Source organism: Streptomyces sp. CNP082, assembly GCF_059570535.1.
The window spans coordinates 111,172-136,843 of record NZ_JCANSZ010000013.1 but is presented as its reverse complement, the minus strand read 5'-3'; the positions used below and the strand labels follow the sequence as shown (position 1 = coordinate 136,843).

At 71.6% G+C, this 25,672-nt stretch carries 25 protein-coding genes; 10 read left to right on the top strand and 15 right to left on the bottom strand.

Features of this window, described 5'->3' with window-relative positions; genetic code table 11:
• Nucleotides 1-42: 42 nt before the first annotated feature.
• Nucleotides 43-1,155 carry a CobW family GTP-binding protein gene (locus B124_RS14160; protein WP_496503175.1) on the top strand — a complete coding sequence of 371 codons (1,113 nt, stop codon included), beginning with the start codon at nt 43-45 and terminating at the stop codon, nt 1,153-1,155.
• 633 nt (nt 1,156-1,788) lie between these two features.
• Complete coding sequence (locus B124_RS14155; protein ID WP_496503155.1) at nt 1,789-2,994, top strand: SMI1/KNR4 family protein; 1,206 nt, start codon at nt 1,789-1,791, stop codon at nt 2,992-2,994.
• Nucleotides 2,995-2,997: 3 nt separating this feature from the next.
• Here the strand turns inward: B124_RS14155 and B124_RS14150 are convergent, their stop codons facing one another.
• Nucleotides 2,998-3,198 carry a DUF305 domain-containing protein gene (locus B124_RS14150; protein ID WP_496503154.1) on the bottom strand — a complete coding sequence of 67 codons (201 nt, stop codon included), beginning with the start codon at nt 3,196-3,198 and terminating at the stop codon, nt 2,998-3,000.
• A gap of 370 nt (nt 3,199-3,568) precedes the next feature.
• Between B124_RS14150 and B124_RS14145 the strand changes: the two genes are divergently transcribed.
• The 3 genes from B124_RS14145 to B124_RS14135 all read left to right on the top strand — a co-directional run bounded on the left by B124_RS14145 (nt 3,569) and on the right by B124_RS14135 (nt 6,412).
• Nucleotides 3,569-4,591: an arsenic resistance protein gene (locus tag B124_RS14145; RefSeq protein ID WP_496503153.1), complete on the top strand. Its 1,023-nt coding sequence runs from the start codon at nt 3,569-3,571 to the stop codon at nt 4,589-4,591.
• Between the two features lie 116 nt (nt 4,592-4,707).
• Nucleotides 4,708-5,145 (top strand): NfeD family protein, encoded by a 438-nt coding sequence (locus tag B124_RS14140; RefSeq protein WP_496503152.1) that lies wholly within the window; start codon nt 4,708-4,710, stop codon nt 5,143-5,145.
• Nucleotides 5,146-5,245: 100 nt separating this feature from the next.
• Nucleotides 5,246-6,412, top strand: a complete 1,167-nt coding sequence (locus B124_RS14135; protein ID WP_496503151.1) for an SPFH domain-containing protein — start codon at nt 5,246-5,248, stop codon at nt 6,410-6,412.
• Nucleotides 6,413-6,514: 102 nt separating this feature from the next.
• Here the strand turns inward: B124_RS14135 and B124_RS14130 are convergent, their stop codons facing one another.
• The 13 genes from B124_RS14130 to B124_RS14070 all read right to left on the bottom strand — a co-directional run bounded on the left by B124_RS14130 (nt 6,515) and on the right by B124_RS14070 (nt 19,309).
• Nucleotides 6,515-6,664 (bottom strand): hypothetical protein, encoded by a 150-nt coding sequence (locus B124_RS14130; RefSeq protein WP_496503174.1) that lies wholly within the window; start codon nt 6,662-6,664, stop codon nt 6,515-6,517.
• 251 nt (nt 6,665-6,915) lie between these two features.
• Nucleotides 6,916-7,989: an ABC transporter ATP-binding protein gene (locus tag B124_RS14125; protein WP_496503150.1), complete on the bottom strand. Its 1,074-nt coding sequence runs from the start codon at nt 7,987-7,989 to the stop codon at nt 6,916-6,918.
• A 122-nt stretch (nt 7,990-8,111) separates the two neighbouring features.
• A complete protein-coding gene (gene modB, locus B124_RS14120; protein ID WP_496503149.1) occupies nt 8,112-8,966 on the bottom strand; it encodes a molybdate ABC transporter permease subunit in 855 nt (284 codons plus the stop codon).
• The gene (gene modA / locus B124_RS14115; RefSeq protein WP_496503148.1) at nt 8,963-9,784 is read right to left on the bottom strand and encodes a molybdate ABC transporter substrate-binding protein; all 822 of its coding nucleotides are present in this window, start codon (nt 9,782-9,784) and stop codon (nt 8,963-8,965) included. Before modA ends, modB begins: the two co-directional genes overlap by 4 nt.
• 17 nt (nt 9,785-9,801) lie before the next feature.
• Nucleotides 9,802-10,188, bottom strand: coding sequence for a TOBE domain-containing protein (locus B124_RS14110; protein WP_496503147.1), 387 nt, complete (start codon nt 10,186-10,188; stop codon nt 9,802-9,804).
• Between the two features lie 109 nt (nt 10,189-10,297).
• Nucleotides 10,298-11,941 (bottom strand): substrate-binding domain-containing protein, encoded by a 1,644-nt coding sequence (locus B124_RS14105; protein WP_496503146.1) that lies wholly within the window; start codon nt 11,939-11,941, stop codon nt 10,298-10,300.
• A 176-nt stretch (nt 11,942-12,117) separates the two neighbouring features.
• Nucleotides 12,118-12,837, bottom strand: coding sequence for an SDR family oxidoreductase (locus tag B124_RS14100; RefSeq protein WP_496503145.1), 720 nt, complete (start codon nt 12,835-12,837; stop codon nt 12,118-12,120).
• 10 nt (nt 12,838-12,847) lie between these two features.
• Complete coding sequence (locus B124_RS14095; protein WP_496503144.1) at nt 12,848-13,669, bottom strand: helix-turn-helix transcriptional regulator; 822 nt, start codon at nt 13,667-13,669, stop codon at nt 12,848-12,850.
• A gap of 203 nt (nt 13,670-13,872) precedes the next feature.
• Entirely contained in the window at nt 13,873-14,346 is a 474-nt protein-coding gene (haaN, locus tag B124_RS14090) for a cyclophane-containing RiPP N-acetyltransferase HaaN (protein WP_496503143.1), read from the bottom strand.
• A gap of 41 nt (nt 14,347-14,387) precedes the next feature.
• A complete protein-coding gene (locus B124_RS14085) occupies nt 14,388-15,542 on the bottom strand; it encodes an FxsB family cyclophane-forming radical SAM/SPASM peptide maturase (RefSeq protein ID WP_496503142.1) in 1,155 nt (384 codons plus the stop codon).
• A 13-nt stretch (nt 15,543-15,555) separates the two neighbouring features.
• Nucleotides 15,556-15,753, bottom strand: coding sequence for a HaaA family cyclophane-containing RiPP peptide (haaA, locus tag B124_RS14080; RefSeq protein WP_496503141.1), 198 nt, complete (start codon nt 15,751-15,753; stop codon nt 15,556-15,558).
• A 172-nt stretch (nt 15,754-15,925) separates the two neighbouring features.
• Nucleotides 15,926-18,727: a cyclophane-containing RiPP biosynthesis TPR protein HaaT gene (haaT, locus tag B124_RS14075; protein WP_496503140.1), complete on the bottom strand. Its 2,802-nt coding sequence runs from the start codon at nt 18,725-18,727 to the stop codon at nt 15,926-15,928.
• 183 nt (nt 18,728-18,910) lie between these two features.
• Nucleotides 18,911-19,309, bottom strand: coding sequence for an ATP-binding protein (locus B124_RS14070; protein ID WP_496503139.1), 399 nt, complete (start codon nt 19,307-19,309; stop codon nt 18,911-18,913).
• Between the two features lie 123 nt (nt 19,310-19,432).
• Between B124_RS14070 and B124_RS14065 the strand changes: the two genes are divergently transcribed.
• The 4 genes from B124_RS14065 to B124_RS14050 all read left to right on the top strand — a co-directional run bounded on the left by B124_RS14065 (nt 19,433) and on the right by B124_RS14050 (nt 24,032).
• Nucleotides 19,433-20,281: a helix-turn-helix domain-containing protein gene (locus B124_RS14065; protein WP_496503138.1), complete on the top strand. Its 849-nt coding sequence runs from the start codon at nt 19,433-19,435 to the stop codon at nt 20,279-20,281.
• Complete coding sequence (locus tag B124_RS14060; RefSeq protein WP_496503137.1) at nt 20,256-20,468, top strand: DUF397 domain-containing protein; 213 nt, start codon at nt 20,256-20,258, stop codon at nt 20,466-20,468. Before B124_RS14065 ends, B124_RS14060 begins: the two co-directional genes overlap by 26 nt.
• Nucleotides 20,469-20,651: 183 nt before the next feature.
• Nucleotides 20,652-23,183: a discoidin domain-containing protein gene (locus B124_RS14055; protein WP_496503136.1), complete on the top strand. Its 2,532-nt coding sequence runs from the start codon at nt 20,652-20,654 to the stop codon at nt 23,181-23,183.
• A gap of 267 nt (nt 23,184-23,450) precedes the next feature.
• On the top strand, nt 23,451-24,032 hold the full coding sequence (locus tag B124_RS14050) for a Uma2 family endonuclease (RefSeq protein ID WP_496503135.1): 582 nt from the start codon (nt 23,451-23,453) through the stop codon (nt 24,030-24,032).
• A 65-nt stretch (nt 24,033-24,097) separates the two neighbouring features.
• Here B124_RS14050 and B124_RS14045 read toward each other — a convergent pair whose 3' ends face one another.
• Complete coding sequence (locus tag B124_RS14045) at nt 24,098-25,054, bottom strand: NmrA/HSCARG family protein (RefSeq protein WP_496503134.1); 957 nt, start codon at nt 25,052-25,054, stop codon at nt 24,098-24,100.
• Between the two features lie 278 nt (nt 25,055-25,332).
• On the opposite strand from B124_RS14045, the gene B124_RS14040 reads away from it, so the two are divergent.
• Entirely contained in the window at nt 25,333-25,581 is a 249-nt protein-coding gene (locus B124_RS14040) for an ArsR/SmtB family transcription factor (RefSeq protein ID WP_369696871.1), read from the top strand.
• The last annotated feature ends 91 nt before the right edge of the window (nt 25,582-25,672 follow it).

Genomic DNA, 25,672 nt, shown 5'->3' with positions numbered 1-25,672 from the left:
GCGGGAGAGCGGACGCCGCTGCCGGTGGTCGTCGTCGCCGGAATGCACCGGGAGGCGCGCACGGCGGCCGTCGAGACGCTGCTGCGCGCCGTGCCCGGCGCCGTCGCGGTCCACCACGACCTCGGCGGCACCGAGGACGGGCGGGTGCTGCGCACCGTCCGGGACGCGGCCGGGGTACGCGACCGGGGCCGCCCCCGCATGTCCGCGCCCTGCGGCTGCTGTGCGGTCCGCGACGACCTCGTACCCACACTCCTGTCACTGGCCGTCGGCGGCGCGTACCCGCTGGCGGTGGTCGAGCTGTGGGACTCGGTCGAGCCCCGCGCCATCGCCGAGCTGATCGCCGCCGGGCCGAAGGAGGCCGTCGAACTCACCGGCGTGCTCACCGCCGTCGACATCGACTCCCTGCTGCCGTTCCTCACCTGCTGCGAGGACCTGGCGGAACAGGGCCTGGCGGTGGCGCCAGAAGACCAGCGCACCACCGCCGACACCTTCGCCCGCCAACTGGAGTACGCGCCGCTGCTCGCCCTCACCTGCACCGGCGCCCCCGAACCTGCCGACCTCGCCCTGCTCGGCCAGCTCCACCACACCTCCCGGCGGCTGCCCGCCGGTTCGGCGGAGCTGGCCCGCGCGGCCCTGGCCGGCTTCGACGTCCACGCCGCCGCGGGGCGCCATCACCCCGCCTGCGCCCTGCTCCCGCAGGAGGCGGACGAGCACGGCGTGGCCACCTTCGTCTGGCGCCGCTCCCGCCCCCTGCACCCCGGCCGGCTGTACGCGGCCCTGGAGGACATCACCTGCGCCGCCGTACGCAGCCGGGGCCGGCTGTGGCTGGCCGACCGCCCGGACACGCTGCTGTCCTGGGACGCCACCGGCGGCGCGCTGTGCATCGAGCACGCCGGGCCCTGGCTGGCCGCGCTGCCGGAGGCCGCGTGGGAGCTGGAGCCCGCCGCCCGGCGGGTGGCCGCCGCCCTCGACTGGCACCCCGCACACGGCGACCGCGGCCAGTACCTCACCTTCACCGGCCCCGGCCTGGAGCGCGACGCACTGCGCCGGACACTCGACGCGTGCCTGCTCACCGACGCCGAGTACGCCACCGGGCAGGCCGCCTGGCGCACGCTGTCGACGGCGTTCGACGCCGTGCTGGGCACACCCGCCTGACCGGCCGCACAGCCCCGGCCCCCGTCCGCCCCCACCGGCCCCGCCGGCCCGGCCTCCCCTGCCGCGGGCGCGCGGGGGCCGGTCCGGCGGGACACCGGCGGCCGGGGGGGTCGCGGTGCTCGTCAGGCTGCGGTCGACGCCCGCCTTCCGGATACGTACCACCGGATACCGCGGGACACGGACCGCGCACTGACGCCCACGGACGCGCCCGTACGCCCTTCACGCCCACACTCGCCGCCGGCTGCGTGCTGCTGCCGCAGCTCGGCTCGGCGCGGCTGCGGCTGCGCGCGCCCCCGGCGTACGGCCCGACCCCCGCCCGGCCACCGGCCCCGGGCCGTCAGCCTGAACAACAAGAAGCACCTCTCCGCCACCGCGGTCATCGCCGCCGTCTTCGTCGCGGTCCTCGCCCTCGCCGCCGCCTTCCTGCCCGGCGACGACTCCCCCACCGGCGCCACGCCCGCCGCCGACCGTCCAGACACGCCGGCGTTCTTCCTCGGCGGCGAGAAGATCTCCAACCCGCAGACGTACGAGGACTTCGCCGCCGCCCTCGACGAAGCACTCGCCCGCTGACGGCTCCCGACCTGCCCGGACGGCAGAATCGGACGCGCAGCCGGCCCACGGAAGGCACGTCAATTGACAACAGGCATAAGCACGTACACCACCCCCTCCGCGGAGCGTCCGCCCGTCCCCGTACCCATCGACTGGGCGGCAGTCGAGGAGTGGCTCGGGCTGCGGCTGCCGGCCGACTACAAGCGCCTCGCCGACCGGTACGGGCCGCTGGACTTCGGTGAGTGGGTGTGGATCCACGTGCCGTCCGCCCAGGTGGGGGCCGAGGTGGGACGCCCCTTCGACTACGGCGAGTGGCTGCGCGTGACGCACCGGAAGGCGCGCATCGAGGCGCGGGAGCTGCCCGAGGCCGCGCGGCCCGTGCTCCACCCCGAGCCCGGTGGCCTGCTGGCCTGGGGCTGCACGCGGGGCAACGACGTACTGTTCTGGGACACCTCGGTCTCCGCCGACCCCGACGAGTGGACCGTGGTGGTACAGGGCTCGGGGGAGAGGCGGGGGGAGAGGCCGGGCCGGCGCTGGCACCCGTACGGCCTGACGCTCACCGGCTTCCTGCGCCACACCGTCCGCGGCGTCCGGGCACTCCCTTCCCACCCCAGCCCCCTCCCGGGCACCGTCGCCCGGACCGCCTTCCTGTTCGACGCCGGGCCGTGGACCCCGCCCGCGCATGTCCCGCCCCGGCTCACCGCGGCCGAGCGCCGGGTCGCGCTGGAGACCGGCACCGGGCTGAACGCGCTGCGGCTGCTGACGCCGCCGCCCGCGCGGCCGTACCTCGGCGACGGCACCTGGGCGGGGCTGTGGGCAGACCTGGGCATCCGGCTGCCCGGAGAGTATGTACGGCTGATGGACGAGTACGGCGCCGGCCAGTGGAGCGAGTGGCTGGATTTCCACACCCCCCTCAGGACCGGCGAGCTGCGCTTCCGTACGCACGTCGAGCAGGCCGCGGAGAGCTACCGGGAACTCAAGGCCGGCTTCCCGGAGCGGTATCCGCTGGCGGTCTGGCCCGAGCCCGGCGGCTTCCTCCCCTTCGCCTCCTCCATCGACGGCGACTACCTCGGCTGGCTCACCGAGGGCCCGGATCCCGGCACCTGGCCGCTGATCTTCTGGCCCCGGCAGACGGACCAGGGCCCGCCGCTGGCGGGCGGCCTGCTCGACACCCTCCTCGCCCTGCAGCGCGGCACGCTGGCCACGCCCGGGTTCGCCGGCCTGGACGAGGACGACGACCCGGTCGAGTACGCCACCTTCCAGCCGTGGGACGACAACGCGACCTGGTGAGCCCTACGGCCCCCTCGTGGCGCCGCGCTCCGCCAGCATGTCCTCCATCAGCCTGATCTCCGACTGCTGCCCGCGCAGCGTGGTCTCCGCCAGCCGCCGCACCACCGGCGTCCCGGCCACGGGCCGCGCCATCTGCGACATCTGCACCCCGCCCCGGTGGTGCGCGGTCATCAGCTTCAGGTACAGCACCTCCCCGGCGGGCACCCCCGGCCGCCTCACGTGCGCCTCACCGGTACAAACTCCCGGCAACACCCCCGCCAAACCAGACCAAATCACCCACCGACGCCGACTTTTGCCCAACGACACGCACCACTCGGGCCACGGGGCAGGACCCGAGGCCCGCACCACCACCTCGGCCTCGCCCGCCCGCCTCACCCACCGGCCCCGACAGCCGCCTCGACCCCGCAGCCCCACCGGCCCGGCAGCCGCCCGATCCCGCAGCCACGCCACCCCCGACAGACCCGACAGACCCGACAGACCCGACAGACCCGCAGCCACCCACCCCCGGCAGCCGCCCCACCCCCGTTACCGTCGAAAGCGCAACGTCGATCACCCCGCCCCCCAGGAGCACCCCATGGCGCAGTCGGACGGTCCCGTCGCTGCCATGGAGCGGCATCAGGTCGCCGTCTACCTCGGCGCCCTCGCCGCCGGCGGCGTCCTCGGGTGGGTCGTGCCCGGGGCCGGGACCGGGCTGGAGCGCGCCATCAGCCCCGTGCTCGCCGCGCTGCTCTACGTGACGTTCCTCCAGGTGCCCGCCGCCCAACTGCTCCGGTCCCTGCGCGCCGGGCGGTTCCTCGCCGCCGCGCTCGTCGTCAACTTCGTCGTCGTCCCGCTGGTCGTCGCGGCGGTGTTCGCGTTCCTCCCCGACGAGCGGGCCGTCCGCATCGGCGTCCTGCTCGTCCTGCTCACCCCCTGCGTCGACTACGTGATCGTCTTCAGCGGCCTCGCCGGCGCCAGCAGCCACCGGCTCCTCGCCGCCACCCCCCTGCTGCTCCTCGCGCAGATGGTCCTGCTGCCCGGCTACCTGTACCTCTTCATGGGCTCCGGCCTCGCCGACACCGTCGAAGCCGGGCCGTTCGTCGAGGCGTTCGCCGTCCTCATCGTGATCCCGCTCGCCCTCGCCTGGCTCACCCAGGCGTGGGCCGCCCGCCGCCCCGCCGGGCAGCGCGCCGCCCGCGCCGCGGGCACCGCGATGGTGCCGCTGATGGCCGCGACCCTGGCGACCGTCGTCGCCTCCCAGGTGCCCAAGCTCGACGGCAGCGAGGGCGACGTGGCCCGCGTGGTGCCGTTCTACGTGCTCTTCCTCGCCGTGATGGCCGTCGCCGGACTCGGCGTCGCCCGGCTGTTCCGCCTCGACGCCCCCGCCGGCCGCGCGATCGTCTTCACCGGCGCGACCCGCAACTCCCTCGTCGTCCTCCCCCTGGCCCTCGCGCTGCCCGACCGGCTGGCCGCCGCCGCGGTGGTGGTCGTCGCCCAGACCCTGGTCGAGGTCGTCGGCATGGTGATCTACGTACGCCTCATCCCCCGGCTGCTCCCCGACGCCGAACGCTCCGAACGCTCCGAACGCGCCGCACGCTCCGCACCCCCCGGCGCGTAACCGCCCGCCCCGTCCGCGTACCGCATCACGAATCCGCCACCTCGAACTCGCCTGTTCTGCCCGGCTTTTCGGGAGAGTAACTTGGAGGGCGAGTCCCCCCGAGGGAGGCTGACGCGATGCCGTGGATCGTCTGGCTGCTCGCCGCAGCGGCGCTCGGTGCCGCCGAGTTCTTCACGATGACGCTCGTCTTCGGGCTGCTCGCCGGCGCCGCGATGGTCGCCGCCGTGGTGGCCGGAGTGGGCGTCGGCGCGCTCGGGCAGTTCGTGGCGCTCGGGGCGGCGGCGGCAGCGGGGCTCGTCGTCGTACGTCCCGTCGCGCTGAAGCACATGGCGCAGACCCCGCTCGCCCGCGACGGCAGCGACGCGCTGCTCGGCAAGCGGGCCGAGGTCGTGCAGGAGGTCACCGCGACCCGGGGGCTGATCAAGCTCTCCGGCGAGGAGTGGTCCGCCCGCGCCTTCGACGAGACCACGGTGATCCCGGTGGGGGCGCTGGTGGAGGTCATGGAGATCGAAGGCGCGACCGCCGTCGTCTACCCCCGCGAGCTCCTTCCCTGAACCGCCGAACCGCCGAACCGCCGAACCGCCCGCCCCCGCCCCCGCCCCCGCTCCCGCCCCCGAATCCTGCTGAACCGCCGAACTGCCCAACGGAGGAAGTGTGGACCCGCTCGTCATCCCGATTCTCCTGGCGGCGCTGGCCGTCGTCTTCCTCGTGTCCTCCAGCGTGCGGGTCGTCCCCCAGGCCCGCCGCTACAACATCGAGCGCTTCGGCCGCTACCGCCGCACCCTCCAGCCCGGCCTGAACTTCGTCCTGCCGGTGGCCGACCGCGTCAACACCAAGCTGGACGTACGCGAGCAGGTGTACTCCTCCGACCCCAAGCCGGTGATCACCGAGGACAACCTGGTCGTCAACATCGACACGGTGCTCTACTACCAGATCACCGACCCGCGGAAGGCCGCGTACGAGGTCTCCGACTACCTCCAGGCCATCGACCAGCTCACCGTCACCACCCTGCGCAACGTCATCGGCGGCATGGACCTGGAGGAGACCCTCACCTCGCGCGAGGAGATCAACGCCCGGCTCCGTACCGTCCTCGACGACGCCACCGGCAAGTGGGGCATCCGGGTCAACCGCGTCGAGATCAAGGCCATCGACCCGCCGCACAGCATCAAGGAGGCGATGGAGAAGCAGATGCGGGCCGAGCGCGACAAGCGCGCGGCGATCCTGCACGCCGAGGGCGAGCGGCAGGCGAAGATCCTCACCGCGGAGGGGACGAAGCAGAAGGACATCCTGGAGGCGCAGGGCGCTCAGCAGGCCATGATCCTGCGGGCCGACGGCGAGGCGCAGGCCGTGGAGCGCGTCTTCCAGGCCGTCCACCGCAACAACGCCGACCCGAAGATCCTGGCGTACAAGTACCTGGAGACGCTGCCGCACCTGGCGAAGAGCGACAACAACACCTTCTGGGTGATCCCGGGCGAGCTGACCGAGGCGGTACGCACCGTCACCACCGCCTTCGGCGACAAGTCGGCACCCGGCCTGCCCCAGTCCGTACCGGCGAACGCAGCGGCGAACGAAGCGGCGAACGCAGCGGCGAACGCAGCGGCGGCGCAGGACGGGAGGCCGGCTGCGGTGGAAGCGGCCGGGAGCGGGGGCGGGACGCCGGAGCTGGAGAAGGCGCCGCAGCCCGCGCTCGACGCGGTGGCGGCGGCCGTGGAGGCGGCGAAGGTGGCCGAGTCGGCGGTGAGCGAGGCCAAGGCGGAGGCGGAGGCTGCGAGTTCGCCGCAGCCGCCGAAGGCGAACCGGAAGAAGCAGGCCGAGGGCTAGGCCGCCCAAGGCTAGGGCGCAGAAGACCTGGCCGCCGAAGGCTCGGTTGCCGAAGGCCAGGCCGCCGGGATCGCGGTGCGAGCGGCCGGCGGTGTCCCTGTGTCACCGGCCGGGGTCCGACAGCAGGCCGGCCAGGAAGAGGGTGAGGGAGCATTCGAGCGTGGCGGTGAAGGGCTCGCAGGGGGACGTGAGGTCCGGGTCGGCGTCGTAGACCGCGCGGACGGCAGGTGCCGGATGGCTGTGCGTCCACAGCGAGCCGGCGAGACCGGGAGTCTTTTACGGAGGAAGAGACCGCCGGTCCGTTCACCGGGAGCAGTGCCCGGCACACGGCACGGCGCTTCGGAAAGGAACGAAAATGACTCACCGAGTAGCTCTGGCCACCGGCGCCTCGCCCTCCTGACCGGCAACGGCCCCCAGTCCGTCGACGAGCAGGCCGCCCGCCTCGCCGGGATCGTCCGCGACCGGGCGGACCGCACCCGGCCGAGGCGGGCCCCGGGCCCGGTTCAGGCGGGGTAGGCGCGGGTCTGGGTCGCCTTGACGGACGCCCAGACCGCGGCGCCCGGGTGGAGGTCGAGTTCGGCGGCTGCGGCGGTGGTCAGGTCGGCGGCCAGGGGGAGTTCACCGGTGAGGTCGGCGCGGATCTGGTCGGCGTGGGTGTCGAGCCCCGCGACCGTACAGCGCCAGAGGTTGCGGGCGCTGGAGCCGGTCGGGCGGTCCCGGTGCAGGGTCACGGCGCTGGGCGGGAACGCGACGAAGACCGGCCCCGTGAGGTCGTCGGCGGTCGTGATCTCCGGGCCGCCGCCGAGGTCGACGGCGTGGCCGCGGGCCCGTCCCCGGTAGAGGTTGAGGCCCACCAGGCGGGCGATGTAGTCGGTACGGGGATGGCGGGCGACGTCCGCGGGGGCGCCCTCCTGCACGACGCGGCCGTCCTCGACGACCACGAGCCGGTCGGCCAGCACCATCGCGTCCAGCGGGTCGTGGGTGACGAGCACGGCGACGGCCTCGAAGCCGGCGAGGTGGCGGCGGAGCTGGGCGCGGACGTCGAGGCGGGTACGGGCGTCGAGGGCGGCCAGCGGCTCGTCGAGGAGCAGCAGCCGCGGGCGGGTGGCCAGGGCGCGGGCGAGGGCGACGCGCTGGGCCTGGCCGCCGGAGAGCCGGCGGGGCTTGGCGGCGGCGTGGCCGGCGAGGTCCATCCGCGACAGCCAGGCGGCGGCTTCGGCGCGGGCCTCGGCCTTGGTGGCGCCGTGGCAGCGGGGCCCGAAGGCGACGTTGTCCAGGGCGCTGAGGTGCGGGAAGAGCAGATAGTCCTGGAAGACGACCCCGACGGGGCGGTGCTCAGGTGGCGTACGGGCCAGGTCGGCGGCGTCGAGGCGCAGATGCCCGCCGGTGAGCGGGACGAGGCCGGCGAGGGCGCGCAGGGCGGTGGTCTTGCCGGCGCCGTTGGGGCCGAGGAGGGCGACGACGTCGCCGGGGCGGGCGGCGAGGGCGACGTCGAGGCGGAAGGTGCCGCGGTCGACGACGAGCCGGGCGTCGAGCCCTTCCTCTCCCGCGTCCGTACGCGCCGATCCCACGTCCATACGCGCCGATCCCGCCTCCGTACGCGCCGATCCCGCCTCCGTACCTGCCGATCCCCCGCCCGTACGCGCCCATCCCCCGCCCGTACGCACCGATCCCGCCTCCCTACCCGCCGATTCCCCGCTCACGCCGACGTCACCCACCGGTCCCGCAGCCCCGCCAGCACCGCCACCGACACCGCCAGCAGCACCAGGCTCAGCGCGATCGCCGCCGCCGGATCGCGCTGCAGCGCGAGATACACCGACAGCGGCATCGTCTGCGTACGCCCCGGGAAGTTGCCCGCGAACGTGATCGTGGCCCCGAACTCCCCCAGCGCCCGCGCCCACGCCAGCACCGCCCCGGCCGCGATACCGGGTGCGACGAGCGGCAGGGTGACGCGGCGGAAGGCGGTGAAGCGGGAGGCGCCGAGCGTGCTGGCGGCCTCCTCGTAGCGGGGGTCCGCGGCCCGTAGCGTGCCCTCGACGGCGATGACGAGGAACGGCATCGCCACGAACGCCTCGGCGAGCACCACCCCCGCGGTCGTGAAAGGCAGCGTGACCCCGAACCAGTCGTCCAGCCACCGCCCCACGACCCCGTTGCGCCCCAGCGCCATCAGCAGCGCCACGCCGCCGACCACCGGCGGCAGCACCAACGGCAGTGTCACCAGCGCCCGTACGAGCCCCCGCCCCGGGAACTCCACCCGCGCCAGCAGCCACGCCAGCGGCACCCCGACGACCAGGCTGAGCGCCGTCGCCGCCGTCGCGCACACCAGCGAGAGCCGCAGCGCCTGCCACACCTCTGCGCTGGTCAGCAGCTCCGGCATGCTGCGCCACGGGGCGCGGAGCAGCAGGGCGACGAGCGGCAGGACGAGGAACGCGAGGCCGAGCAGCGCCGGTACGAGCAGGGGCAGCGGCGCGCCCGCGCGGCCGGGGGCGCGGGGGGCGGGACCGGGGCGGCGTCCGGTCCGTACGGCCTTGCCCGGGGCGGTGCGGAACGTCATGGCTTGAGGAACCCGGCCTCGCCCAGCACCTTCTGCCCCGCCGCAGACTGCACCAGCTCGGCGAACGCCTCGCCGGCGGCGGCGTTCGGCGCGTCTTTGAGCAGGGTGATCGGGTAGTCGTTGACGGCGTCGGCCGACTCGGGGAAGTCGACGCCCTCGACCTTGCCGCCCGCGGCCCGCACGTCGGTCTTGTAGACGACGGCGGCGTCGGCCTCGTTCAGCACCACCTTGTTGAGGGCGGACTTGACGTCCTCCTCGTACGACACGGGGGTGAGCTCCAGCCCGCCGGCGTCCAGCGCCTTCTGCGCGGCGGCGCCGCAGGGCACCGCCTCGTCGCAGAGCACGACCTTCAGCCCGTGGCCGGTGAGGTCCTTCAGGGAGGCGATACCGGCCGGGTTGCCGGGCAGGGTGGCGATCTCCAGTCGGTTGCGTACGAAGGTGGCGGGGGTGCCGGCGGCGGCGCCGGCGTCCGTGACGATGTCCATCGTCGTGGGGCTGGCGGAGGCGAAGACGTCGGCGGGGGCGCCGCCGGTGATGCTCGCGGCGAGTGCGTCGCTGCCGCCGAAGCTGAACGTCACCTTCGTACCGGGGTGGTCCTTCTCGAACTGCGCGCCGAGCTTCTCGAAGCTGTCGGTGAGCGAGGCGGCGGCGAAGACGGTGACGTCACCGGAGACCTCGCCGGATACGGAGTCGGAATCCCCGCCGGACCCGGAGTCGGACCCGGAGTCGGAGCAGGCGCTCAGGGCCAGCAGGGCGGCGGCGAGCGCGCCGGCCGCCCGCAGCGGGCGACGGGCAGGGCGGTTGCTACGGATCCTCATCGGCCACTCCCCGGTCTCTACGGCCGTTCGACGACCACGTTGGTCGACTTGATCACGGCCACCGCCGGCACCCCCGGCGCAAGCTCCAGCTCCTCGGCCGACTCCCGGCTGATCATGGACACCACCCGGAACGGCCCCGCCTGGATCTCCACCTGCGCCGAGACGTCCCCCAGGTGCACCTCGGTGACGATCCCGGCGAAGCGGTTGCGCGCGGACGACCCGGTGGCCTCCCGCTCCGCCGAGCGCATCTCCCGCGCGTACGCCGCGAGCGCCGCCCCGGGGATGATCCGCCGCCCCGCCTCGTCGCGGGTGGCGGTCAGCTTCCCGGCGTCGACCAGGCGCCTGACGGTGTCGGCGCTGACACCGAGCAGGGCGGCGGCGTCTCCTATCCGGTACGTGTGCATGCGCCGATAATAGCGCCGCATCTGCGAGCCGGAACCAGCGAGCCCCTTAGCAGTCACCCGCTGTATCAGGCGGTGGCCTGGCACATGCGGAATCGGTGGCTGGGCTCGCTCACACCGGGCGGCACTCGCCCGTGTTCTGCGCCTCGGAGCACAGCCCGTGGCCCTGGTCGCGGAGGATGTCGCGACCGGTCTGCTGGGTGAGGAAGTTCAGGAAGGCCGCGGCGATGGAGCCGGCCGGGGGCTCGCCGTAGGTGTACGCGAACTCGGTCTGCCAGTACGGGTAGTTGGCGTCCTCTACGCCCGCCGCGGTCGGCTCCCTGCCGTCGATCTTCAGCTTGACGAGCCGGCCGGCGTCCCGGTGTCCGGCCACGACGGCGGCTTCGCTGTAGCCGACCGCGCCGGCGTCGGCGGCGGTCGCGTCCAGCATCGTGTCCGTACCGCCGACCTCGCAGCGCCCGTACGTCCTCGCGCCGAGCGCGGCGCAGTCGGTCTCGGTGAACTGCGGCGGCTCCTTGCCCTTCAGGACCTTCTCGACGAGGGTGCTGCGGGTGCCGGAGCCGGGTTCGCGGTTGATCAGGTGGACGGGCACGTCGTTGCCGCCCAGCTCGGTCCAGTTCCGGACCCGGCCGGCGAAGAGGTCGCGTATCTCCGCCGGCGTCAGGTTCTCCACACCGGCCTTCTTGTTGACGACGAGGGTGAACACCGAGATCGCGACCGGCCGCGGTATCAGCCGCGGGTGGCCGGTGGAGGCGAGGCCGTCGGTGAAGGCGAGGTGGTCGCGGAGGCCCTCGCCGACCGGGATCTTCGCCTGCGCACCGGCCTCGTCCAGGTCGGTCACGCCTTCGGTGCTGCCCCCGAAGGTGTCGTCGGCCAACGGGACCGACACGTCCGCCCCCTCGCAGCGATCGACGTAGTTGCTGGCGGCGGCCCGTACGGCGGGCTCGAAGGCGGTGGAGCCGTGCAGATACAGCGTGCCGTCGACGCAGCCCAGCGGGGGCCGCCGGTCGTCGCGGAGGAAGAGCGTGAAGCCCGCCTGCACGACGACGGCGGCGATCAGGACCCAGATGGCCCACCAGGCGGGCCGCGAGGCGAACACGTGGCTCTCGGTCCTGGTCGCCCGCAGCCGCAGGAACCGCGCCAGCGGGTCGTACCAGCGGTCCATCCCGTCGGTCCCCTGCACGACCGGCGCGGGGAAGCGGTCGGTGCCGGTGTCGCCGGGCCAGCGCTCCAGCACGACGAGCACCTTGTACTCGGCCCCGCGGGGCAGGGTCACCTTGGGCAGTTGGATGGTGCCCGTACGGTCCGCGGCGTTGTTGTGGCGCCGGAAGCCGGGTTTGGCGACGACCTCGCGCACCGTGTCGCCTTCGGTCCGTACCTCGAAGAAGAAGTCGCGCAGCACCTCGTCGCTCGGGTCGGTGAGCACGACGGCCGTGACCCGGCGGTCCCGGAAGGTGACCTTTATCCCGTGGTGGTCGGCGGGGTCGGCGAGATAGTCCTCCGAGACGATCTTCGCGGACCCGGCGTTCTCGATCCGCAGCAGGACGAACGAGGGGTCCCTGAGCTGATGCCCGTCGTGCTGCATGTCGCCCAGGACCCCGGCATACGGCTTGTTGGCGGCGTCGGCGGCCAGGGTGTCCATCTGTACGCGGTAGCCGAGCCGCTTGCGGCCGATGACGGCGAACTCCCACAGGAACGCCACCACGGGAAACGCGAGGCTGAGAATCGCGATCCACTGCTCGACCCGTTCGCCCACGGCCTGGCCCCCTGAATCCCTTGTGAAGGAGACCAGGGTGCTGAGTGACTACGACAGACCGCCGGAGATGCCGAGGCTGTCCGGCCAATGTTCATTCGGCATCCATTTACGCCATGTTGTGTTCGCTCAGCGTCGCTCGGATTCGCTGAGGTTCGCTGAGGTTCGCTGAGGTTCGCTCAGACCAGCAGGCCGCCCGTGGCACGGAGGTTCTGGCCCGTGAGCCACGCCGCGTCCGGCCCCGCCAGGAACGCCACCACCGCCGCGATGTCCTCCGGCCGGCCCAGGCGCTGGAGCGCCGTCATGGCCGCCGACTGGGCCAGCGCCTCCGGGGGGTTCACGGCGCGGAGGAAGTCGGTTTCCGTGGCGCCGGGGGAGACCGTGTTGACCGTGATGCCGCGGGGGCCCAGCTCGCGGGACGCCACCTGCGTGAACTGCTCAAGCACCGCCTTGCTCGCGCAGTACAGCGCGTGGCCGGGGGCCGGGACCACGGTGTTGAGGCTGGAGATGTTGACGATCCGGCCGCCGTCCGGCATCAGGGCCGCCGCCTCGCGCATCGCCAGCACGCCGAACCGCGCGTTCGCCGTCATCACCCGGTCGAACTCCTCCGCCGTCAGCTCCGCCAGCGGCATCCGCGGGTTGACGGCCGCGTTGTTGACCAGGATGTCGAGCCCGTCGCGTACGGGAGCGAAGGCGCGGTCGAGGGCGTCGGGCTGCTCCTGATCCGCACGGACCGCTTCCGCGCCGGGGACCTCGCGGACGACCTCGCCGGCCGCCTCCTCGTTCTCCTTGTACGTGAAGACCACCCGCGCGCCGTCGCGGGCCAGCCGGGTCACGATCGCCCGGCCGATGCCCCGCGAACCGCCCGTCACCAGTGCCGTCTTACCGTTCAGCAGCATGCGCCGGACGCTATCCGGCGGCCGGCTCCCGGTATTGAAGGTTTGCGCACAGCGCGGTGGGCGTCAGCCCCGTCAGCTCCCGTACGTCCCGGGTGAAGTGCGGCTGGTCGGCGTAGCCGCAGGCGGCGGCGACGGCGGCGAGGTCGTACGAGGGGTCGGCCAGCCGGCCGACCGCGTGCTGGAGGCGCGCGATACGGGCCACGCGCCCCGGCGGCAGCCCGATCTCACGCTGGAAGCCCAGCTCCAGGTAGCGCCGGCTGACCCCGAGCCGTTCCGCCAGCGCCGGCACGGCGATCCGGGGCCCGGGGCGCTGGAGCCGCCGCCACGCCGCACCGGCCGCGGTGTCCGCACCCCGGTCCGGCGCCCGGCACGCGCCCAGCCGCTCCGCGGCCCACCCCTCCACCACCCCCAACCGCGCCCGGCCGCCCGGCGCTTGGGCCAGCCGCTCCGCCAGCTCCGCGTCCCGCCCCCGCCCCAGGACGTCCGCCAGATCCACGGTCTCCCCGACGAACTCCCGCGCCGGAACCCCCAGCAGCGCCGCGGTCCCCGCGGGGGTCAGCCCGAGCGTGACGCCTTCGCGCCAGCGCTGCGTGGCGTGGATCCCGTACGCGGAGCGCGCCCCGGTGACGAGGCGGTCGGCACCGGTGACGTCGATGACCAGCACCGTGACGTTGACGGGTAGCAACCGGTGCCGCACGGCGGCCCCGCCCCCGGCACGGAACGCGGACCAGCCGACGAGGTATGGCGCGAGGCGGGGCGGGGGCGTACGGGCGAGGGACTCGCACGGGGCGGGCGGCGCCTGCGCCGGGATGGAGTGCACGTTCACGCTCACCCCACGATGATGGCGCGGCACCGGGCGGGCGGAGGAATCCTGCCGTAACTCGCGGTAACACACCCTTCAAATCAGCCTAAATCGCCCACGCAATCCGACTTTCGCCCGCCGCCGCGCCTTCGACAGCCAGGACCCCGAGTTGTCAGAGGCATCACACATCGTGATCCGAGGTGCTCCGTTAGGAACGAGGTCCGTCCGTATGCCTAAGCAGTCGGCATCCGATAGAAGATCTTGCCGTCGAACTCCTCGAATCCGAGCGAACGGTAGAAGGCGCGAGCGTCGGGGTTGCGGGTGTCCGTGGTCCATTCCACGCGGCTGCAGCCGGGGCGCGCCCGGGCGATGGCCTTGATTTCCTCCATGACCCGGACGCCGATGCCCTGGCGGCGGAGACTGTCGCGTACGTACAGCTCCTTGAGGTAGAGGGAGTGCGTGGAGCCGGCACTGGGCCAGAGGAAGGAGTAGGCAGCGAGGCCGGCAAGGTCACCGGCCTCGTCCTCGACGACGAGTGCGTAAACGAGCGGCGGAGAACCGAAGAGCGCTTGCTCGGTCTGTGTCCGGCGATCTTCCACCGGCTGAATCTCGTCCTCGGGAACCTCATAGAATCGCTCGATCTCCGCGATCAGATCGGCCAGAGCTTCGATGTCCCGTTTGTCGACGGGCCGGATGGTGGCGCTCATCGGCTTCTACTCCCGTTGGTGTCACAGATTGCTCGTACGACTCAGCCACGCGCGTGGGCAGTTGACTGCAAGGTCCACCCGTGCTGCCGAAGCGAGGCCTGGATGTGGCGGATCAGGTGCGCCAGATCCTCGCAGTACACAGAGGGGTTGCGGTAGCCCTGCGCTGCGCTGAAGCGGTGGGGGAGATAGCCACCGCCGCAGATCTCCACCAGCTCACAACCTCTGCACTCCTCGGCAAGAGCCCCCTTGCCCTGATCACGATAGTGGAGCTTGGGATGATCAAGGGTCTCGTCCAGGGTGTGGCTGTGGACGCTCAGTCCCAGCCACGAGGCGCCCTCCTCGACCGTCCGCAAGGTGTCCAGGCCCTCGATCAGGCCGTCGGATTCGATCACGACACTGGCCGAGGGGGCGAGGCCCACGCTCTCCACCGCACCGTGCACGCCGGAACTCAGGGCGATGATGTCCTCAAGGAGGCGGATGCTGTGCTGCCATCGGGGGCGGTCGAGCCAGGTGTCGTACAAACGGCTCAGCCACCGGCCGTACTCGGGCACCGACGGATCCGTGCGGGGCGGGGGCACGTCGTGCGTGCCGTGGGGAAGGTTGAACTCGATGGTCGGCGGTTCGAATGATGCCAGGTAGTCATGGACCTCGACCGGGTCGTTGGCCAGGTCAACTACCGCCAGCAAGCCGGCGAACAGATGAGGCCTCGTACGGAGGAGTTCGATGCCGTGTACCGCCGAGCCGGCGGTGGAGCGGCCGACCATGGACAGTCGGTGGCGGTCATTCGCCCTGGGTGGCCCGTCCAGGCTCACACCTACGGTGATCTTGTGCTCCTCGAACAGATCCAGCCATTTCTCCGACAGCAGCGTGCCGTTGGTCTGGAGCTCGAAGCGGACAGTGAGCTCGGCAGAGGTCTCCGCACGCACGACGCTCAGGAGATCGGACAAGTGACGCGGCCCGGCGAGTAGCGGCTCGCCACCATGCAGGATCACATCCACGGTCTCCAGGCCGTGGTGAGTGGCGTGCTCACGTATGCGCCGGGCCGCCACTCGGGCCACCTCCAGGCTCATCCTCACCGGCAGGGTCCGCGACACCTGGTCTTCGGAGTTGAAGACGTAGCAGTAGTCGCAGTCGATGTTGCAACGGTTGGCCACCTTGAGGATGAACGCCCGGAACGGGCGTCGAGACGGTGCCATCAACGGCGTGCCGTCAGAGCGGGAGCGGCCAGATCAGCGATGCCGGATGCGGTGCATCGCCGACATCGTTCTGCTCCGCCATCTCGACGTCGAGCCGATGCTGAACGCGCTGAGCCACACGGTCCAGAACCGCGGACCCCTTCCCTGCCTGCTGACCCGGGTGATGAGCGACGGCGGCTTGCCGCCCAAGACCTGTGCTCGATGACGTCATTCAACACTCCTCTGTGGTAGCCCTCCCGAGGGGGCACGGTGCTGCAGCGGGTGGAGCGTGATCAGTCGGCAACATAACAGTCCGGCAGGCGGCCGGAGCACAGGAAATCTGGCCATATGGCCGGAGGCGCCCGGTGGGCGGGGCGGTCTCCCCTCGCACTCGCCGACGACGATCAGGTGCGGAGAAGTTGCTCCAGATCCTCAGCCGATGTACGCAGTCCGAGCCGCTGATAAATCCCCTGTGCCTCACGCAGCGGTCCGGCCGCGGTCTCGGGTCCCTCGTCCTGGCGAGCGCGGCGCCCGATCCCTTCAAGGGCCCGAGCAGCTTCCAGGGGGCAATCCACGTCACGGGCCAGCGCAAGGGCTTGTTCGAAGTGCCGGCGCCCACGGTCTTCCCGGCCGTCGGCGAGCTGCAGGTTTCCCCAGTGGTTGAGCAATCCGGCCTCGCCACAGCGATCACCGAGCGCGCGCAGAATTGACAAGCCCTGCTCAAAGGCTTCGGTGGCGGCTTCCCGTCGCCCGAGCAGGCCACGGGTCACCCCGAGGTCGCTCAGGGTAGCGGCTTGGCCACCCCGGCTGCCCAGGTCGCGGTACAGGTCAAGGGCTTCCTCCAGCCGCTGGAGAGAACCGGGGTAGTCCCCGGTGAGGCGGTCGAGCGCACCCAGGTGGCGGATGCTGTTCGCCTTGCCGAAATGATCTCCCAGCTCCGTGTAGGTATCGAGGGCCTGGGTATGCCCTTCGCGCGCGGCGGTGTAATCGCCGGTGAACCGGCGGACGGCAGCCAGCTCGTTGATGGCATACGCCTGGTGAACGCGATCACCAAGACTGCGGTAGATGTCGTACGCCTCCTGCTGCTGTCCCGCGGCCTGCTCGTACCGACCCATCAAGCAGTGAACCTGTCCCAGGTCGCGCAGTGCATTGGCCTCGCCGTAGCTGTCTCCCAGCTCGCGATAGATGACCAGCGCCTCGTTCTGAGCCTCGACAGCGGCGTCGAACCGGCTGGTCTGGCGACGCACCATCCCCAAGTCTGCGAGCGCATTCGCCTGACCGAGCCTGTCACCCAGTTCCCTGCAGATCTCCAGCGCCTCGCTCTGGGCCTGAGCAGCCTCGTCATTGTCCGCCGTCAGATACCAGACGATGCCCAACTGGTTCAGAGCCGCTGCCTTGCCACGGCGATCGCCGACGTCGCCGTAGAGGTCGACCGCGTCAGTCAGCGCCCGTGCCGCCTGCGGATAGTCGGCCATGAACCGTCGTACGACACCGAGCTCGGCGAGGGCATCGGCCCTGCTCTGGCGATCACCGGTGATGCGGGCCGAGTCGGCCGCGATGCGGTGAACACCCACGGCCTGGTCCCAGGGGCCCGCCTGGCGCAAGAAAGGGGCCATCGCTGCCGCCAGTTGGATGACCGTGCTGTCGAGAGACAGACTGCTGGCACGCTCGATGCAGGCGAGAACGTTGGCGCGCTCGTCCTCCAACCAGCTCAGGGCCCGCGCCCGGGTGTCCAGGGCCGGCAGGTCTGCCGGCTGCCCTCCTGTGGCGTTTTGCCGCGATGGCGTGTCATGGGATGCATCGCGACGTGCAAGATGTCCATTCGCACGGGTCAGGGCCGCGAGGTAGTAGCCGCTGACCCGTTCGACCGCCCGAACCTGATTCATGCCCTCCCCCTCGTCGGCGAGGGCCCGGGCGTAATCACGGAGCAGATCATGCAGCCGATAGCGGTTGCTCGGGTGCTCGTCGATCAGATGGTCGTCGTAGAGCGCGTCCAGGTGGCGACGCGCCTGTGCCACTGAAATGGTGTCCAGGGCCGCGGCGACGTAAGCATCGATGTCCGTACCCGGAAAGAGTCCGAGATCCCGGAAGAAGCGCTGCCGCTCGGTGGGCAGGTCGCGGTAGGAGAGCTCGAAGGTGGCGTCCACAGCGCGTTCCCCAGCACGCAGCTCTCCTAACCGGTCACGAGTTTGCGTCAACCGGTCACGCAGGTCTTCCACTTCCCATGCCGGGTGGTTTCGCAGCCGTGCGGCGAGGAGGGAGACCCCCAGCGGAAGATACCCGCACAGTCTCACCAACTCGGCCAGCACCGCCTGGTCGAGGCTCGCTTCCGGACGGCCGCTCAGACGGGTGAACAGGTCGATCGCGTAGCGTGCTGGCAACGCCTCCACCGATACGAGGACCTCCTCGTGCGCGGCCAGGCGACGACGGCTGGTCACGAGCACCAGGCAACCGCTGCCTCCGGGCAGCAGCGGCTCGAACTGTCGATAGCTGGCGGCATTGTCGAGAATCAGCAGTACCTTGCGGTCCGCCAGTTGCCCACGCCACAGCGCCGCCCGCGCCTCGGTAACCGCCCCGGCGTCGTCTCCGACCGGGATCTGCTGCGTCGGTACACCGGTGGCGGCCAGCAACGAGGCGAGAGCTTCGGAAGGCTGGACGGGGCTTCGGCCCGGGGTGTGTCCGTTGAGATTGACGAAGAGTTGACCGTCAGGGAACCGCTCGGCGAGCGCATAACCTGCATGCACGGCAAATGCCGTCTTGCCGACGCCGGGCATGCCATCGATGACGTGCACGGGGAGGGGCTGGCCGGCTTGCAACGCGGTCTCGACCGCACGGATCAGGCGATCAAGTTCCGCGGTGCGGTTGGTGAAGGCGCCCGTATCGCGAGGCAGCGAACGCAGTACCAACGCGGCGCCGGGAAGACGTGAGGCGGCCTCTGGCCGGACGAGCGGCTCGGAACCGGCGCTGCCGGCAGTCGCGGTCCCGGACGAGTCGCCGCCCCCCAGAGCGGCCAGCAGCGCCGTGAAGCCGACCAGCACCGCCCCCAGGATCACGAACGACAGCCAGGGGTGGTCCTGTAACCAACCCAGCCACGAGGGCCATTGCTCGGTTTCCGACACCGCGTTGGTGACCAGGCCGATCAGCAGGGTTACGGCGGCACCGCCGCCCGCAATGACGCCCAGTCGTACTTCGCGACGCGATCTCATCGGCACATCGCCTCGATCACGGCGCCCTGCTGATCAATGCCACTCAGCTACTCCCGAAGATGACAGACCTCTCCCCGCCCCCACCTGGCCTGCGGATATGCGGTGATGGGCACCGGCCTTCGATGACGCATGGCAAATCTAGCGCGCGCCTTGACCGCCGGGAAGAAGATCAGTCCAGGAGCCCTATGGATCCAGAACGCCGGGGAGCTTGAACGACGCCCAGACGAGCTTGCCGAGGCCGTCGCGGTCCCCGGCGCCCCACTCGTCGGCGAGGGCGTCGACCAGGTGGAGGCCGCGGCCGTGGTCGTCGGTGGCGGCGGGGCGGCGCAGGTGCGGGGGTGCGCCGCTGGCGTCGTGGACTTCGATGCGGACGGCGTCGTCCTCGACGGTGACGTGCACCCGGAACTGGCGGCCCCGCGGGGTGCCGTGCACCAGGGCGTTGGTCACCAGCTCGGAGACGCACACGCGGATGTCGTCGGCACGGTCGGGATCCACAGCCGTGTCTACGCGGGCCGCGACGAAGTCACGCGCCTGACCGACCGAACGGGGACTCCGGACGAACTGGCGCGCATACGTGGTCATGGTTCTTGCCTCGTTCCGGGTGGGGCAGTTCGTGAGTTCCCTCACACCTTGGCGGGGCTGTGCGTAGTCTCGAAAGGGCTTGGGGCATTCCAAGCAATACGGCAAGAAAGGGGAATTGCACACGTGAGCGAAAGGGTGGGACAGGAGCGAAGCTACGCGAACGGTGCCGCGTATTTCGGCCACGAGACGCGGGCGTTACGGGATTCCCTGGGGCTTTCCCAGGAGCAGTTCGCAGAACAGTTGCACTACCAGCCGCCGCAGGTCAGCAAGGTGGAGAACGGCATCGTCCTGGCGTCCGAAGCCTTCGCGGAGGCCATGGACCGGGTGGCCGGTACGCCGGGCGTCTACGCGCGGCTGCGCGACAAGCTGAGCAAGCAGGGGCATCCGGAGTGGTTCATCCCCTACGTCGAGTTGGAGCGGACCGCGGCGAAGATCGAGGATTACTCGAACGCGTTCGTCATGGGTCCGCTGCAGACCGCGGCGTACGCCGAGGCGGTCTACCGGGCAGCGAACCCGCGCGAGACAGACGACCAGATCAAGCAGCGGGTTGAACTCCGGCTGCGCCGACGCGAGGTGCTTGAGCGTAAGGACCCTCCCCTGCTGTGGGTGATTCTCCACGAGTCGGCGCTGCGTACCGTCGTCGGCAGCAGTGCCGTCATGGTCGAGCAAATGGAGCACCTGCTCGCGATGGCTGCCAGCCCTCATGTCGCCTTGCAGGTCCTCCGGTTCACGGCGGGTACCCCCGCGTCGGGATTGCCGTTTATCCTGCTTGCGCAAGCCGACGGAGCAGCGGTCCTGTATTCGGAGACGACCGGGCACGGGTACGTGAACGACTCCACGACGGCCGTACGCGAGTGGACGGACACGTACGAGCGGCTGCGCGCCTCGGCCGAGTCAGAGACCCGGTCACTGCGCTTCATCCACTCGATCATGGAGGAGCACGCGAATGAGCAGGACGCCAAACCCGCGTGACATGCGTTGGATCAGCAGCACGTACAGCGACGGTCAGGGCGGCAACTGCGTCCAGTGGGCACCCGACCACGCGCGCGCCACGGGCGAGTACCTGGTCCGCGACAGCAAGGACCCCCACGGCCCCCACCTGACCCTCACCCGCGAAGCCTTCACCAGCCTCGTGGAGTTCGCCAAACACCACGGCTGACCCGCCCCCACCCGACCCCGAGTGATCGGCCCTCGCCACCCGGCGGGGGCCGTGCCGTACCCGGAGCGCGCCCCCGTGACGAGGCGGTCGGCGCTCGTGCCCCCGCCCCGGCGCGATCTATACCGCCAGGGACAGTAAGCGGTTACAGTCGGGGGTCCGGACCCTGGCGACGGGAGGCATATGGTGACGACTCCCTTTGGCCGCAGGACTTTTCTCCTGGCGGGCGGCGGCACCGCCGCCGGGCTCGTGCTCGCCGGGGCGGGGGGCGGCGTCGCTGCCGCTCCCGCCGGGGAGAGTCCCGAGGCGCTCCTCTACCACCGGCTGCTCCTGCGGCACACCCGCTGGGTCGAGACGCAGTGGGACGCCGCCGCCGGCCGCTACCCGCTCGCCGACTTCCGCTTCGTCAGCGTCCTCGGCAACGCGGTGCTGCTCACCCACGGCACGTACGACGCGGACCTCGCGGGCGTCGACCGGGAGACGCTCGCCGATCACACGGTACGGACCATCCGGCACTTCGCCGCCACCAACTTCTGGGCCACCGACGCCACCTGGGGCGGCGGCGGGTACGACTGGGGCGGGCGGGTCTTCTGGGACGGGACGTTCGAGTCGTACTTCGTCGCCGCCGCCCGGCTGCTGTGGGACGACCTCGACGCCGGCACCCGCGCGCACGTCGACGCCATCGCCGTCCGCGGCGCGCAGTACGTCGCGGGCCTCGGCGCCGGCGAGGATCCGCGCAGCGGCGGGTGGTCGTCCAACGGGCTCGCCGGCGGCTACCGCGGGGACTCGAAGATCGAGGAGATGGGCGCGAAGTCGATGCCCCTGGCCACGGGGCTCGCGTACCACCCGGACCACCCGGACGCCGCCGCCTGGCGGGAGTGGCTGACCAGGTGGCTGTCGAACATGACCGGCCTGCCCTCCGCCGACCGCGAGAACGGCAGCCTGCTCGACGGCCGTCCGGTGTCCGAATGGAACACCGCGCAGAACATGTACGAGGGCCACCTCGTAGAGAACCACGGCACCTACGCGCCCATGTACCAGCAGTCCACCGGCGCGTACCCCGGGCGCAACGCCCTCCACTTCCTCATCGTCGGCGCCCCGCTGCCCGACGTGCTCGCCGAGCAGCCGAACGCCGCCGGCCTCTGGCACACGTTGACCCGCCTCGGTACCGCCGCCGGGCTGTCCGCACACCCCATGGTCAACGACCGCTACCACCTCTACGGCCGCGACGTACTCCCCCTGACCTGGCGCCGGATGGGCCAGGCGGACCCGTACACCGCCCGCTCCGAGCTGATGCTCGCCGCGCATCTGGAGCCGTACCTCGCCTACCCGCCGGAGAACCGGCTGACGAAGTTCAGCGGCGAGCCGAAGTACGAGCCGGAGGCGCGCGCGGAGGTGGCCATCGCGTACCTGCTGCACGCCTGGCGCGACGGGCTGCACGGCGACGTCCGGCCGGTGAGCGAGACCCGGTACTGGGCGAGTGTGGCCGGGGCCACGGACTACGGCCCCGAAGTCGGCCTGGTCGCCCACCAGTCGGCGCAGGCGCTGGCGCTGGCGGTGAGCAAGGCGGGGCACGTGAAGTTCGCGTTCCTGCCAGAGCACGACGACTGGCTCTTCGACGTCACGGGCGCGGCGCCCGCGTTCCTGCCGGGCACGGCGCTCGCGGTCACCGGCCGCCGGGTCGCCCGCTACACGCGGGCCGACGACGGCTTCGACGGCTCGGCCACGGTGCTGCGCTTCGCGGCGGGTGCCGCCGGCTACGCGACGCTGCCCACCGGCGCGGCTGTGTACGCCACGTCCGGCCTCGCCCCCGACGAGGGGCGGCTGCGGCTGCACACGCTGGCCATGCCGGGCGTACGCGGCCTCGACGGCGACCGGACGTTCCACGGCCCGGGCGGCGCGGTCACGCTGGCGCCGGACGGCGGCGACGGCGGGGTGGACGAGGTCCGCTTCCCGGCGGTCGCGGCGCGGCACATACGGATCCTCGGCGTCCGGCCCGCGACGCAGTACGGCTACTCTCTCTGGCACGTCGAGGCGTACGCCCCCGGCACCGGACCCGGCACAGACCCCGGCTCCGGCACCGGCTCCGACCTCGCCCGCGGCCGTCCCGTCGCCGCCTCGTCGGCCGACCCCGTCTACCCGCCGCTGCACGCCACCGACGGCGACCCCGCCACCCGCTGGGCGGTGGCCCGCGAGGAGCGGCCCCGGGCGGACAGTTGGCTGGCGGTGGACCTGGGTGCGGAGCACCAGGTGGACCGGGTACGGCTCGGGTGGGAGGCCGCGTACGGTGCGGAGTACCGCGTGCAGGTGTCCGCCGACGGCACCGACTGGCGCGACGTGGCGGCGGTGCCGACGGCGCACGCCTTCGCGGGGAACTGGGTGAACGTCGACGACCGGGCCGGCTTCGTCGTACACGGCACAGGCAACCCGGTGCGCGTGACGGCCGCGTCCGTCACGCTCGCCGCCGGTCCGGCCGGCCCGCTGACGGCCGTGGCCTACCCCGCCCAGCCGGCCTCCCGCACCCGCGCCCTGGCCGCCGCCCCGCCCCCGGCCACCGACACCCCCGGCGTGACCGCCGCCCTCGCGGACGGCTACCTCGCCGTCTTCAACCTCACGGACACCGCGGTCCGGGCACGGGTCCGCACCCCCGACCGCACCGCGACCGTCGACCTGCCCGCCGCCGCGGCCACGATCCTGCGGCCGGAGGAGGACGCGTAGGGCGCTGCCGACGTGCGGGGCGGTTTCCACCCGGTTGCGCGAGGCGCCGGGGTTCGGCGGTCTGCTTTCTCGTCAGCCTGGGTGGACGCGTGTCGTTCGGGTGGGTGGGCGGCGGACGCCCCAGCATGGTGACCGAGGACCTGACCCGCGCCGCGCGAGAGGGGCCGTCACCTTCGATCACTCAAAAGTGTGACTCGTCACCTCATGTGACCCATCGGTGTCCGGGACCGGCGAAGCTGACGCTCGCCTGGAAGGGGGCAGACGGTTATGGCCGAACGCGCCACGTCACACATGCTGGTGGAGGACTTCGAGGAGATCGCTTCCGCGGCACCCGAGACCGTCACGCTGGAGTTCCTCAACGGACGGATCGAGGAGAAGTGCGCATCGGACGGGAATCATTGCGAGATCGTCGTGTGGCTGCAGAAGCGCTGTATGCAGCAACGTCCGGATCTCTGGCTCTACCCGACCGGGCGCGGGCTGAAGGTCGAGGAGTACCGCAAAGGACGCGCCCGCCCCGACGGGGCTCTGGCGCCGGAGGGGCACTTCGCCGGCGCCGGTGAGTGGTCGGACTCCGACGGCGTACTGATGGCCGTCGAGGTCACCTCGTCCCACGGAGACACCGACCGTCGTGACCGCCAGGACAAGCCGACCGCCTACGCGGCAGCCGACATCCCCGTCTACCTCCTCGTCGACCGCGAGGAAGGCACGGTCGTCGTGCACACCAACCCCGACGCTGGGCGCGGGCGCTATCTGGACATCCACCGGGCTCCCTTCGGCGAGGAGGTCACCCTCCCCGACCCGGTGGGCATCACACTCGACACGGAGATCCTGAAGAACTACGTCGGCTGACGGACGGGTGCCGAATCGCCGTACGGGTCCGGAACGGCGCGTGTCCGGTTTCGTCGGCGATGGGCCTAGTGGCCGAAGGTGACCGGTTCGCCGTGCCAGTTGGTCTTGCGAAGGAACTGTTCCCAGCTCAGCGTGTGGGGATCGATGCGTCGGCTCCACGTCGTGTCGCGGTCGTCTCGGAAGTATCCGAGGTCGACCGCGTACTGGACCATGCCGAGGGTCTCGTCGACCAGCAGAGGGTTCTCTCCCAGCGCGGGGAAGTAGGTCAGCAGGTCTGCGCGAGAGTAGGCGCTGCGGTATTCGGCTTTGAGTCCGGTGACGCGGGAGAACGCTTCGACCATCTCGGCCGGGGAGATGACGTCCCCGACGACCGGCAGGCGGGCGCCGTGGTAGGTGTCGGGGTTGGAGAACACCTCAAGGACGGCCGGCCCGGTCGCGGTGAGTGGGTCCACGAACGGGGCACGGAAGTCTTCGGGGAGGTAGAAGGGCATGAGCACCGTGTCACCGTCGATGCGCGGGGTGTAGTACTCCAGCGCGTTGGTGTAGAAGAACGAGAGCATGACGAAGGTGTGCGTGATCGGCAAAGTCCGAATGTGCTCCGCGATGAGCGCCTTGTCGGTGAAGTGCGGAGCGTACTTGGTGCCCGACGACCTCTCGTAGACGTTCTCCAGCGCGCTGAAGACGACGTGACCCACGCCGGCCTCGGCCGCCGCATCGGCGAGCTGGCAGCCGAGGGGGAACTCGTCGGTGGATGGCGGAGATATGGGCGGGGTCATGAGGAAGGCCCCCTCGGCCGATCCGAACGCGTCGGCGAACTCGCGCTGGTGACCCAGCGCAAGGGGAACCTCGGCGATCTCCGCTCCCAGCCCCGCCAGGCTCCGGGCCTGGGCGGAGCCGGCGTCCCGGGTCAGGGCTCGCACCCGGAACCTGCCGCTCTCCAGCAAGGAGGTGGCGACGCTCCTTCCCTGCTTGCTGGTGGCGCCTGCGACGACGATCAACGGCTTGCCGGTCTCGGACATCATGTCCTTCCTCTCGTGCATACCCGGTGTTCGCGGCGTTGCGCGGCGGACGCCGGAGGGGCGTGAAGACCTCGATCATATCGCGACATCGCGATATGTAAATGTGTCTGCCGGGAGGGAGATCAGTTCGTCACATCGGGATACGATGGTGTGTACCGGGCGAGGAGGTGACCGTGGCGACGTCGCAGGCGACGAGCCAAGGGGGCGACGCGGAGAACGGGCCCCCGCTGGCTGCGGTCGAGGCATTGAAGGCGCTGGCGAACCCTGCACGGCTGCAGATCATGGACTGGCTGCGGGACCCTCACGGCGAGTTCGCCCAGTGGGAGCCGATAGCCGACCGGGACGAGGTCGGGGTCTGCGTCAGCCATCTGCAGGCCAAGTCGGGGCTCGCGCAATCGACGGTCTCCTCGTACATGGCAACCCTTGAGCGGGCTGGTCTGGTACAGGCCACCCGGGTCGGCAAGTGGATCCACTACAAACGCAACGAGGGCACGCTGTCGCGACTCGCGGAGATGCTCCGCGGCACGTAGCGACGATCACGCAGGGCCCGGTAAGCGAGGAAACCTCCAGCGGGCGCGGCGGGCAACGGTCCCGATGCCCACCAGGGCGAAGAGCGGCGGG

Excerpts from the sequence above, each read along its gene's own strand:
- B124_RS14160 (WP_496503175.1), top strand. The coding sequence starts at position 43 with ATGCACCGGGAGGCGCGCACGGCGGCCGTCGAGACGCTGCTGCGCGCC.
- B124_RS14145 (WP_496503153.1), top strand. The coding sequence starts at position 3,569 with ATGGCGCAGTCGGACGGTCCCGTCGCTGCCATGGAGCGGCATCAGGTC.
- B124_RS14140 (WP_496503152.1), top strand. The coding sequence starts at position 4,708 with ATGCCGTGGATCGTCTGGCTGCTCGCCGCAGCGGCGCTCGGTGCCGCC.
- B124_RS14125 (WP_496503150.1), bottom strand. The coding sequence starts at position 7,989 with ATGGACGTGGGATCGGCGCGTACGGACGCGGGAGAGGAAGGGCTCGAC.
- modB (WP_496503149.1), bottom strand. The coding sequence starts at position 8,966 with ATGACGTTCCGCACCGCCCCGGGCAAGGCCGTACGGACCGGACGCCGC.
- modA (WP_496503148.1), bottom strand. The coding sequence starts at position 9,784 with ATGAGGATCCGTAGCAACCGCCCTGCCCGTCGCCCGCTGCGGGCGGCC.
- B124_RS14110 (WP_496503147.1), bottom strand. The coding sequence starts at position 10,188 with ATGCACACGTACCGGATAGGAGACGCCGCCGCCCTGCTCGGTGTCAGC.
- B124_RS14100 (WP_496503145.1), bottom strand. The coding sequence starts at position 12,837 with ATGCTGCTGAACGGTAAGACGGCACTGGTGACGGGCGGTTCGCGGGGC.
- haaN (WP_496503143.1), bottom strand. The coding sequence starts at position 14,346 with ATGAGCGCCACCATCCGGCCCGTCGACAAACGGGACATCGAAGCTCTG.
- B124_RS14085 (WP_496503142.1), bottom strand. The coding sequence starts at position 15,542 with ATGGCACCGTCTCGACGCCCGTTCCGGGCGTTCATCCTCAAGGTGGCC.
- haaA (WP_496503141.1), bottom strand. The coding sequence starts at position 15,753 with ATGACGTCATCGAGCACAGGTCTTGGGCGGCAAGCCGCCGTCGCTCAT.
- haaT (WP_496503140.1), bottom strand. The coding sequence starts at position 18,727 with ATGAGATCGCGTCGCGAAGTACGACTGGGCGTCATTGCGGGCGGCGGT.
- B124_RS14070 (WP_496503139.1), bottom strand. The coding sequence starts at position 19,309 with ATGACCACGTATGCGCGCCAGTTCGTCCGGAGTCCCCGTTCGGTCGGT.
- B124_RS14060 (WP_496503137.1), top strand. The coding sequence starts at position 20,256 with ATGAGCAGGACGCCAAACCCGCGTGACATGCGTTGGATCAGCAGCACG.
- B124_RS14050 (WP_496503135.1), top strand. The coding sequence starts at position 23,451 with ATGGCCGAACGCGCCACGTCACACATGCTGGTGGAGGACTTCGAGGAG.
- B124_RS14045 (WP_496503134.1), bottom strand. The coding sequence starts at position 25,054 with ATGATGTCCGAGACCGGCAAGCCGTTGATCGTCGTCGCAGGCGCCACC.
- B124_RS14040 (WP_369696871.1), top strand. The coding sequence starts at position 25,333 with ATGGACTGGCTGCGGGACCCTCACGGCGAGTTCGCCCAGTGGGAGCCG.